The following is a 10,647-nucleotide window of genomic DNA, read 5'->3' on the forward strand; positions in this document are numbered from 1 at the left end:
CTCTCTGCCACTGCGAGACCTGAGCACCCCCATGGTGTAAGCTCGGGGCCTCTTCGGATTCGACCCATTGCGAGCCTTATGCCGTCGTTCTTCAAACGCTCCCTGTTGCCCAAACTGCGCGGTTTTCCCCTGACCCCCGACGCCATTGACGTGCTGTCCGGCGCTGACGCGTTCCGTCGCTGCCTGCTGGAGAACATCGCCACGGCCACCCGCCGCATCTACATCGTCGCGTTGTACCTGCAGCAGGACGAGGCAGGGCAGGAGATCTACGACGCCCTGCACGCCGCCAAGGCCGCACGGCCGGAGCTGGACATCGTGGTGGTGGTCGACTGGCTGCGCGCCCAGCGCGGGCTGATCGGTGCCGGCAAGCAACCGGGCAACAGCGCCTGGTACCAGGCCATGACGCAGCGCCATGCCAGTGAAGTGCCGGTGTACGGCGTACCGGTGCAAACCCGCGAGCTGTTCGGCGTGCTGCACCTCAAGGGCTTCGTGATCGATGACAGCGTGTTGTACAGCGGTGCCAGCCTGAACAACGTGTACCTGCACAAGTTCGATAAATACCGCTTTGACCGTTACCACCTGATCCACAGCCAGCCCCTGGCGGATTCCATGCAGCACTTGGTGGAACACGGCCTGGTGGCCTCCAAGGCCGTGCACCGCCTCGACCTGCCCAACCCGCCGACCACCCGCAGCCTGCGCAACGACATCGGCGACCTGCGCAGCCGTCTCAAGCACGCGGCCTACGACACCACCGCAGGGCAGTTGCCCAACGGCCACCTGTCTGTCAGCCCGTTGCTCGGCGTGGGCAAGAACAACCCGTTGAACCGCGTGATCCTCGAACTGATCGCCAGCGCCCAGCACCAACTGACCATCTGTACGCCGTACTTCAACCTGCCGCTGCCGGTGACCCGGGAGATCAACCGCGCCCTGGCGCGTGGGGTGAAGGTCGACATCATCGTCGGCGACAAGACCGCCAACGATTTCTACATCCCGCCCAGCGAACCCTTCAAGGTGATCTCGGCACTGCCGTACCTGTACGAAATCAGCCTGCGCCGTTTCGCAAAACGCCATCAACCGGTGATCGACAGCGGCCAGTTGAACCTGCACCTGTGGCGCGACGGCGACAACACCTACCACCTCAAGGGCATGTGGGTCGATCAGCGCTACACCTTGCTCACCGGCAACAACCTCAACCCACGGGCGTTTCGTCTCGACCTGGAAAACGCCTTGCTCGTCGATGACCCCCAAGGCCAGTGGCTGGAGCCGCGACGCACGGAGCTGGCGCAGATCTTCCAGCACACCACGCGGATCGAGCGTTACCAGGACTTGCAAACCCTGGTGGATTATCCGCAGGCGGTGGGCAAGTTCCTGCGTCGCGTCAGCCGGGTGAGGATTGAGCGATTGCTGTACCGAATCCTTTAAGCCGCCTTGTGAAATCATCAGCAATGCAATCGTAGAGGGTATCGGACAGTTCCTATATCCAGCCTGGGATAAGCGTCTTTAGATTGCCTCTCACCGTTCACGGATGGACGGATCCATTCTTAATGGACTCATCCGAGAGAGCGATGACTATGTTGATGCTACTGCCTCACAGCCGCCCATCCGTTCCGGAGTTTCCCACCCCACCCAGCGCAGTGCCTGCTGCGCCTGATCCCATACCGACTCAACCACCCACCCTGCGCAGGCGGCGATCCACTGCCGATGCAACGCCGGCCGCGGCTGGCCCGTGGACGCGACTGCCTCCCCGGGATCAGGCGCGCACTGCCGCCGCCGACACTCAGTTGGCTGAGCGCGTTGCCGCCGCTGAAAGCAGCGGCTACACGATGGTCGAGGTGCCGCCGGACAGCAGTCCGGGCCTGGCAACGCGCTTGTACCAACACCTGCTGAACCGGCCAGCGTTGCAACAGTGGATTGCCGAGCAGCGCCTTGAGCCTGCGACCCTGACCTTTCACCGCGATCATATCGAGGGCTACGCCAACCATAATGGTGTACGCAGCGCCGTCAGATTCAGCCTGACCGATAACTCCGGCTGGAACGAAGTTTCCCGCACCCTGAGGCCGATTCGAGAACTGCTGGACCCCTCGGACCAGGGGCTGCCTTTTATCGGGCCAGACGACGCATTGTGGCTGCCGCGCCAAGGGGTCGGCCAGATCACTGCCGGCAACCTTGAGCAGACCTGGCAAGTGATCAGCGAACTGGAGGAGCGCCTTGCCCTGGCCGATCGCCTTGAAGCAGAACTTGAAGAACTGCCGGACACTGCGCGTACGGACTGGTCGGATCATGAGACCGAGCTTTCACCGGCATCGTCATTGCCCCGGCATAGCCAGGCTGCGGTGGAGCGTTTGCAGCGGTTTGTCACGTGCCCGCAAATGGTTCGCCTGCTGGAGCAGGAGGGCTTCGCCTGGGCCGGTGCGCCATTCAGGGTGTCTGAAGGCAGGCTTGAGCGCCTGAGTCCGGTAGGCGGTTGGGTGAATCTGACCCGCTACGTGGAAGCCGTACCGGAACTGAACGATGAGTTCGAGGCACTGGCGGCGCTCAGCGTGCCCTTGGGCAACGCCCTGTACTCGACGCCACGCTACGACATGCGCCAGCTCCTGGATTTCAAGGGCTTGGGCTCGGCGCGTACCGTGAGTGAAACGCGCAACCTGGTTGCCTGGTTGCGCACTGCCTTGCCAACGCCGCCGCCATTGGGGGACTACGGCGCGTTGTTGCCCCAGGAGTGGAAGCCGGGCACCTTGACCGCAGACGATCAAAAGCACATGGGCACCATGGCCGACATCCGCCTGCGCGGTCCCCTGGCTCGTGGGTTCAGCGCATTGTCCAGGGTCACATTGCAGGCGTTGCAGGCCGACCCGCAGGCTCACCTGGACAGGCTGCTGGACAGCCCGGATGCCTTGGCGTTCGGCGAGCAAATGGCTGGCGCGCTGCGCTGGCAGGTGGGCCAGGGCGCTAACTCGACGCTGCCCAGGACGCTGCTCCAGCAACTGGTAACCGCCGCGATCAAGCTGCACGTCGATCCCTCGATGTCCGACAAGCCCGGGGAAGTGGCGGGCTATCCGATCTACCAGCCGACGAACATGGGGCGCTCGTTCAGTCAGGTACGCCGTGACATCGAGCGCCACCTTCAGCACAACAAAGGCCTGGACCCCAAGCTGGCGGTGTTGGCTGCCCACGTGTGCCTGGCGCAGGCGGCGCCGGAAATGCTCGTGCGCGATGTGCCCGAGTCCGTGAGTATCGGCACGCCGGCCTGGATGGAGCTGCGCCTGGGCTGCGCATTGGCCGATCACAATGCGCCAGGGACGTCGAGGATGATGAATGAACAGCAGGTCACCGACTTGACCACCCTGGAACCCGTCAGTGACGCGCAGGCGACGCTGATGCAACTCAATGCCTTGAAAGTCATCGCTGATTGGGGGGTGTTGAACGGCTGTATCAGGCAGCGCAGTGACAGTGGATACTCGTCGGGGGATATCCAGGAGGCTGCGCGGGTATTTTTCCGCCAGCGTGAAGACGTCGCCACCGCCTTCACGACTGCGAGCAGTGAACTGCCGACGCGCAAGGCGCTGGCGATCAAGGAATTGCTGCGCGTGTTTCCTGGTATCACCCAGGCCGAACTGGAAGGCATGACCGTGCATGTGGCCAGTGCAGAGGATCGTCGCAACCTGCCGGTCTCGGAACCGCGCACCCGCTCGTTGGTGGAGACCTATATGACCGGCGACCTGGCACCGGGCAAATGGGTGCTCAGTGACGACATGCCTGCTTTCCCCGCGACGGCGAAAACGCCTTACCACCACGCGCGGGCACCCCAGGTAACCGAGGCGGCGCGGGCCAGGCTCGATACACGTATTCGCCGTCTGCCCGAGCTGGATAAGTTGCTGGAAAACTCGGTGCTCCAGCACCGGAAAAAGCTCCAGGACGCATACGCCACCAAGCTTAAGCTGATGTTTGCCGAGTTGCCTCTGGAGGATCGCAAGTTGCTGGAACTGGGCAAGGTCGAACTGTTCACCTTGCGCCGGGAAACCGGGAAGATCCAGGCCGAGGAGACCGACGCACTCAAAGACGCCAGCAGGGCGCGCCACGGCACCCTGATGCGCGTTGAGCATGGACCCACGGTCGTGCATTTCGAGGTGTTCGCCAACGGCAAGATCATCAAGCGCACGGATCTACCCGACGCGATGGAGCTCGACGGCGTCATTCACCGCGAGGGTTTTCCATCACCCCATGGCCCGGTGTATTTACCGGTGGTACGCGGCGCGCAGATGAACCTTGATTTGGACGCCTATGCCAACGGTTCCCATCCTGATCCCAACCCAGCGTTCCAGGCGGTGATCGTGTCGGCGTTGGGCGGCGCATTTGCTGCGCGAGAATTACCGCCCAGCCATACGCCGGAATCGTTCGTCCCGGACACCTACAGTTCGCGAAAAACAGCGAGCATCGTCAACAGGATCGCCCAGGACAACTTTTACGAGCCCGCCGAAAGCATGTTGCAACGCGCAAGCGAGTCACTGCCGCTGGAGAAGCACCGTGAAGCGCGGGCACGCGATCATGCCTTTCTACTGGGGTTCGTGCCGTTCGTGGGGGCGTATCAGGAGTTCAAACAAGGCAATATCAGCGCAGGTCTGGCCAACCTGGCACTGGATGTAGTCGGCGTGGCCATTGGTGCGGGTAGCCAGGCCCGGGCGCTGATCCGCTCGGCCAGGGCCCTGGTGCCCAGCCGCCTGACCCAGCTTGTTACACGACTCAAGCCATCGGCGATTGCGGTGCCCCAGGTGAAAGCTGGAGCGAGTTTCAGCGATCGAGCATTTGACTTCATCAAGCAGTCCGGTTTGTTTACCAGTGCGGCGCTGAACCCGCTGGATGGTTACCCGCAGATGATCAATGCCGCGACCAAGGGACTGGTAAAACTGCCGGCGTTGCTGGCGGGTGGGGCAATGAAGTGGGGCAAGACGGTCCCGCATCTGGTGACCGCCGAGGAGAAGTTGCGTGCGTATCTGCTGATTGCAGCCGGGCAGGCGAGCGGCACGGAGGCGCCCGTGGTGACACCGACAGCGGGCAAGGCGGGGCGTTATCGGGAGGTCGACGTGCACGCCACGCCATACAACGGCCGCTGGTATGCGATTGACCCGCGCAGCGGCGCGCCTTTCGGCACGCCACTGAACGGCTTCCAGCCAACCCGTTGAGCCGACGACCTCCCGCGCCAGGCGCGGGAGGCCGTATCAGTTCAGGCCCAGCTTGCCGCGCAGGGTCGACAGGTCTTCGGCCAGGGTGTTGACCGGACCTACCAGCGCCTTGCGGTCGTTTTCCTTGACCTTGTCGTAGGTCTGGAAGCCGCCGTCCTTGGTCTTGTACTTGGCCAGGATCTTGTCCACGCTGGCGAAGTTCTTGTCGACCTTGGCCAGGAAAGCCTTGTCCTGTTTCTCGATCTGGCCACGGAACAGGTCGACGATTTTCTTCGCACCGTCGATGTTGCCCTGGAAATCATACAGGTCGGTGTGGCTGTAGCGGTCTTCTTCACCGGAGATCTTGGTGGCGGCAACTTCTTCCAGCAACGCAGCGGCACCGCCGACGACTTTCTCCGGCGGGAAGGTCAGGCCGTCGACACGGGTTTTCAGGTCGTTGACGTCAGTGTTGAGCTTGGCCGTCAGGGCTTCCAGGCCTTTGGTGGTGTTCTGGGAGAACAGCGCGTACTCGATGCGGTGGAAACCGGTGAAGTCTTCGGCGGTCACGCCTTTTTCGTGGTCATCGACCCGGGAGTCAATGGACGCATCCAGGTCGCTGAACAGCTCGGCGATCGGCTCGATGGACTCATAGTGCACGCGGGTCGGCGCGTAGAGCTTCTTGGCGGTGGCCAGGTCGCCTTGGTTGATGGCGTCGGTGAACGCCTGGGTCTGGGTGACCAGCTCGCCGATTTCTTCGGTGACGTAGATCTTGTAGTCCGACACCGGGCCTACCAGGTCCAACGGCGCGGTAGCGGCAAACGCTGCCAGCGGCGAAAGGGTCATTAACAACGACAACGCGATAGTCGACTTCTTCATGGGACGTGTTCCGCTCTGGTTTGTTTTAGGTGTGGGCAGTGGTTTGAAAAGGCGTTGCAGCGAGCAGCGTGCGCCCGATGAAATCCTTAGGTCCGGTGACCCCCGGCAAGGTGAAGAAATACCCGCCGCCGACCGGCTTGAGGTATTCCTCCAGGGGTTCGCCGTTGAGCCGGGTTTGCACGCTGATAAAGCCTTTCTCCAGGTCAGCCTGGTAGCAGATGAACAACAGCCCCATGTCCAGCTGACCGTTTTTATTGACGCCGTTGGAGTAGTTGAACGGCCGACGCAGGATCAGGTTGGCCTGGGTCTGCGGGGTGCGCGGGTTGGCCAGGCGGATATGGGCATCGAGCTTGGTCAGCTTGCCTTCCGGGTCCTTGCTGTAGTCGGGCACCTGGGATTCTTTCTGGCCATCCATGGGCGCGCCGCTGGTCTTCACACGGCCGATGATGCTTTCCTGCTCCTGCAGGGGCGTGCGGTCCCAGCGTTCGACGAAGTTGCGGATGATGCGCACCGCCTGGTAGCTGCCATGGGCCGCCCAGCTCGGTTCGTCGCTGCCGGGTTGGACCCACACAATCTGGTCCATGGCCTTGTTGTCGTTGGAGTTGGGGTTGGCCGAGCCGTCGCGGAAACCCAGGAAGTTGCGCGCGCTTTGTGCCGGTTCGCCGGGTTTGGCCGGTGCCTGGGGCGGCACGCTGCCTTCCTGCTTCCAGCGCACCAGCAGCAGGTCGGGCAGGTTTTTCACGATGTCGCGCAGGGCGTGGATATTGGTGTCCGGGGTGTTGGAGCTGAATTGCAGGCTCAGGTCGCCGTGGCACTGCGCCGGTTCCAGCGCATCGTTGGGGAAGCCCACCATGCGGATCAGGCGCTTGGGTTTGACGGCGGCCAGGCCGAAGCGCTCATCGAACAACGATGCGCCGACGGACACGGTGATGGTCAGGTTATCCGGCGTGACCACCGGGCCGAGGATGCCGGAATCGGTGGGCGGCAGCTTCGGGTCGACCTGGGGTACGGTGCCGCCGGTCATCAGGAAGCCGATGCGTTCGTTCAAGGTGCGGAACAGGCGCTCCAGGTCTTCGCGGTCGCTGGCCAGGACGTCGAACGCCACGAGCATGCCGCAGGCCGGGCGTGGGGTGACGATGCCGCTCTGGTGCTGGCCGAAAAAATCGTGGTGGTCCTGGGTCTTGTCGCTGCGCGGTGCGGTGGTGACTTGCTCGGCGGCGGCCGCCATGGCCGGGCAGGTCAGGGTGCTGCCGGCAATGGCGGCACCGGTGGCGGCCATGCCCAGGAGGACACGGCGACGTTGTGCTGAAAACTGTTCTGAATCACTCATGTGTGCGGTCGTCTTCACTGCAGGCCGGAAAGGCCAAGGGCGGGGTCGATTCCATCGAGTGCGGCGGCCAGAGCCTTGGCCTTGTCGGCGATCTGCTTGCGCTGATCGGCGGTAACGCTGTCGTACGTGGCGTAGCCCTTGTCGAGCTTGAATCCCTGGAGCTCGGCATCGAAGGCGGCGAGGGCGCTGTCGACTGTCGGCAGCAGGTCGGCGGCGGACTTGGTCAGCAGCGGACGCATCAGTTCGACCACCTTGTGCGCGGCCTCCAGGTTGGCGGCGAAACCATTCAGGTCGACATGGCTGTAGCGCTCTTCTTCACCGCTGATGGCGCGTACATCCGCCAGGCTGTTGAGGTTGCGCACCACGATGCTCACCAGTTGTTCCGGCGGCAGTGACTGTGCCAGCAACTGCTGTTTGAGGCGGGTGACATCGGTGACCAGGCGCTGCGCAATCGGCCCCAGGCCATCAAGGCTGCGTTGCTGGAACAGGCTGTATTCGAGGCGATGGAAGCCGCTGAAGGCCGGGTCTTGCTCACGTTTTTCAAAGTAATCGGCCCGGGCGTTGATGGCGTTGTCCAGCTCGGCCAGGCGCTGCGAGGCCGGGGCCAGGCGTTGGTAAGCCTCACGGGCCGGCACGTACAGCGCTTGCGCCTGAGCCAGGTCACCGGCGTCGATCGCCTGTTGCAGGGCGGTCACGGCCTTGACCAGGGCACTGCCCTGGCTGCTCAGGTACACGCGAAACTCCGACAGCGGGCCGATAAACGCCACCATCGACGGCTTGGCCTTGGCCTGTGCGTCGGATTCTGCGGTTGGCGTCACATGCAGGGTGCCGCGCGGGTTGCTCAGCAGGCCGCAGGTAATTGCATAGTCGCCTGGCAGCAGGTTGGCGTTGATCACCTGGCTCAGGCCGGGGGCGATGTTTTCGCGCTCTTCGACCACCAGCACGCCGTCGAGGATTTCCCACTCCACCGCCCGGTCAGAGCGGTTGATGATGCGAAAGCTCGCACGGCCGGCCGGCACCGTCAGTGCATTGGGCTCGCAGGCATGGCCATGGATGGTCACGGCGATTTCATCGTGGTTGGTCTGGCGCTTGCTGGCCGCCAGTTGCGAGGCGTAATAGAACAGGCCACCGGCGGCGATCATCACGACCACCGAGCCGGCTAGCGCCCAGCGCAGGGCGCGGGGGGGCGAAGCGGGTTGAGGCGTTGGGTTGGACAAGAGACGGTCCTTACTGGCTGGAAACGGAAGAAGGGCTGGCGGCAGGCTTGGGCGGTGCCGCGGGCAGGAAAAACATCACCAGCGCCACCACCAGATACATCAGATAGGCGCCCAGGGTGCTGACGGTCGGCGCTTCCTGGTAGCCGAACATGCCGGCCAGTACCGAACCGAGCGGGCTGTCCATCGGCAGCTCGGCGCTGAAATCGAACAGCACGGTCTGCCAGTGGTTCCACACGCCCGCTTCATGCAGGGCTTGCACCGAGTTGGCGAGGATGCCGGCGGCGACCACGAGGATGAACAGGCCGGTCCAGCGGAAAAACGCACCGAGGTTCAGGCGCATGCTGCCGGTGTAGATCAGGAAGCCGACGATGATCGCCAGGACCAGGCCGAGCAGGGCGCCAATCGGTGCGCCTGGGCCCTCGCTCTGTTGGAACACCGCCAGCAGGAAGAACACGGTTTCCAGGCCTTCACGAGCGACGGCGAAGAACACCATGAGGATCAATGCCGTGACCTGGTGTTTGGAACCGGTCAACGCCTGGTCAAGGGAGGCGTGCAACGAATGCTTGATGGAGCGCGCGACCTTGCGCATCCAGAACACCATGGAGCTGAGGATGCCCACGGCGACCAGGCCGACGATGCCCTCGAACAATTCCTGCTGCTTCTGCGGAAACTCGGCACTGACCAGTTCCAGGCCACCGCCCACCAGCAAGGCCAGGGCCGCGGCGAGGAACACGCCGATCCACACGGCGGGCATCCACTGGCCGCGGCCGGTTTGTTGCAGGTAACTGGCGATGATGCCGACGATCAGCGCGGCCTCAATGCCTTCGCGCAGCATGATTAAAAAGGGAACAAGCATCGGGCACCGCAGCTTAAGTAGATAGGAGGCTAAGTTGTAACATAATGATACTCATTGCTAAACAGGAAAACTTGACGTTTGCTGAACAATGGCTGAACGGTGGTGGCGAATCGCAACCCACCTTATGATGCGCGGCATCGATAGCGCCGCCGGATTGCCCAACCTCCCATGTCGGAAAAAGACACCATCTCCATCCATCTCGTGCGCGAAGCCTTGTTGCAGAGCTGCGCACCGGGGCCGGCCACCGTCGAAGCCTTGAGCAAGGTCGGGATCGAGCCGGCATTGCTGGAACAGCCCGTGGCCCGCGTTCCGGCCACCGCCTACGCCCGTTTGTGGCGTCTGCTGGCCAGGCGCATGGACGATGAGTTCTTCGGCATGGACCCGCGCAAGCTCAAGTCCGGTAGCCTGGAGTTCCTTTGTCGCGCCGCCATTGCACAGCCCAGCCTGGCATCGGGCCTGCACACCGGCCTGGGGTTCCTCTCGCTGATGCTGGAACACCTGCCGGCCCAGTTGGTGCGCCAACAGAGCCTGGCGGAAATCGTGTTGCTCGAACCCGAGCCGGCGCCCAAGCGCGCATTCACCTATTTCACCTACTGGATGATCGTGCACGGCGTCGCCTGCTGGCTGGCAGGCCGGCGCATCCCGATCCTGGCCATCGAACTGCGCTGCCCGCAGCCGGACTTTTGCGATGACTACCAGGTGATGTTTTCCGACAACCTGCGTTTTGATCGGCCACGCACGCGGATGATCTTCTCCGCCGACTGCCTCGACCTGCCGATCAAGCGCAGCCCGGAAGAACTCAAGCGCTTCCTCGCCCATGCGCCGGCCAACATCCTGGTCAAATACCGCAACCCCGACAGCCTGGCTACACGCATCAAGCACGACCTGCGGCAAATGCCTCCCGACACCTGGCCTGAGACCGAGGGCCTTGCGGCCACGCTGTGTATCTCCGCTTCCACGCTGCGCCGCCGCCTGGCGGAAGAAGGGCAGAGCTACCAGGGACTCAAGGACAGCGTGCGCAAGGAGTTGGCGATTGTCTGGCTGGCCGAACCGCAGATCAGCTTTGCCGAGATCGCGGCGCGGTTGGGGTTTGCCGATACCAGTTCGTTTTATAAGGCGTTTCGCAAGTGGGTGGGGTCCAATCCTGGGCATTACCGCAGTTTGATCCTGGGGGAACCTCGTTGAGTCGCGCACAGGCTGCTGGCGGCC

Annotated in this window: 7 protein-coding genes; 3 read left to right on the forward strand and 4 right to left on the reverse strand. The window is 63.1% G+C overall.

Annotation, left to right across the window (positions count from 1 at the left end; translation table 11 throughout):
• Window positions 1-78: 78 nt before the first annotated feature.
• Complete coding sequence (gene pssA, locus BLQ09_RS28730) at window positions 79-1,422, forward strand: CDP-diacylglycerol--serine O-phosphatidyltransferase (protein ID WP_092359446.1); 1,344 nt, start codon at window positions 79-81, stop codon at window positions 1,420-1,422.
• Window positions 1,423-1,781: 359 nt separating this feature from the next.
• Window positions 1,782-5,180: a hypothetical protein gene (locus BLQ09_RS28735; RefSeq protein ID WP_092359449.1), complete on the forward strand. Its 3,399-nt coding sequence runs from the start codon at window positions 1,782-1,784 to the stop codon at window positions 5,178-5,180.
• A gap of 36 nt (window positions 5,181-5,216) precedes the next feature.
• Here BLQ09_RS28735 and efeO (BLQ09_RS28740) read toward each other — a convergent pair whose 3' ends face one another.
• The 4 genes from efeO (BLQ09_RS28740) to efeU are packed head-to-tail and all read right to left on the reverse strand — an operon-like array spanning window position 5,217 to window position 9,438.
• Window positions 5,217-6,035, reverse strand: a complete 819-nt coding sequence (gene efeO / locus BLQ09_RS28740; RefSeq protein WP_027607887.1) for an iron uptake system protein EfeO — start codon at window positions 6,033-6,035, stop codon at window positions 5,217-5,219.
• Window positions 6,036-6,060: 25 nt separating this feature from the next.
• Complete coding sequence (efeB, locus tag BLQ09_RS28745; protein WP_027607886.1) at window positions 6,061-7,365, reverse strand: iron uptake transporter deferrochelatase/peroxidase subunit; 1,305 nt, start codon at window positions 7,363-7,365, stop codon at window positions 6,061-6,063.
• Between the two features lie 14 nt (window positions 7,366-7,379).
• A complete protein-coding gene (efeO, locus tag BLQ09_RS28750) occupies window positions 7,380-8,582 on the reverse strand; it encodes an iron uptake system protein EfeO (RefSeq protein ID WP_092359451.1) in 1,203 nt (400 codons plus the stop codon).
• Window positions 8,583-8,592: 10 nt separating this feature from the next.
• Window positions 8,593-9,438 (reverse strand): iron uptake transporter permease EfeU, encoded by an 846-nt coding sequence (gene efeU, locus BLQ09_RS28755; RefSeq protein WP_027607884.1) that lies wholly within the window; start codon window positions 9,436-9,438, stop codon window positions 8,593-8,595.
• Window positions 9,439-9,606: 168 nt separating this feature from the next.
• On the opposite strand from efeU, the gene BLQ09_RS28760 reads away from it, so the two are divergent.
• On the forward strand, window positions 9,607-10,623 hold the full coding sequence (locus BLQ09_RS28760; RefSeq protein ID WP_092359452.1) for an AraC family transcriptional regulator: 1,017 nt from the start codon (window positions 9,607-9,609) through the stop codon (window positions 10,621-10,623).
• The last annotated feature ends 24 nt before the right edge of the window (window positions 10,624-10,647 follow it).

Origin of the sequence: Pseudomonas sp. NFACC25 (genome assembly GCF_900100935.1) — a bacterium.
In the GTDB taxonomy this organism is placed as follows: Bacteria; Pseudomonadota; Gammaproteobacteria; order Pseudomonadales; family Pseudomonadaceae; genus Aquipseudomonas; species Aquipseudomonas marginalis.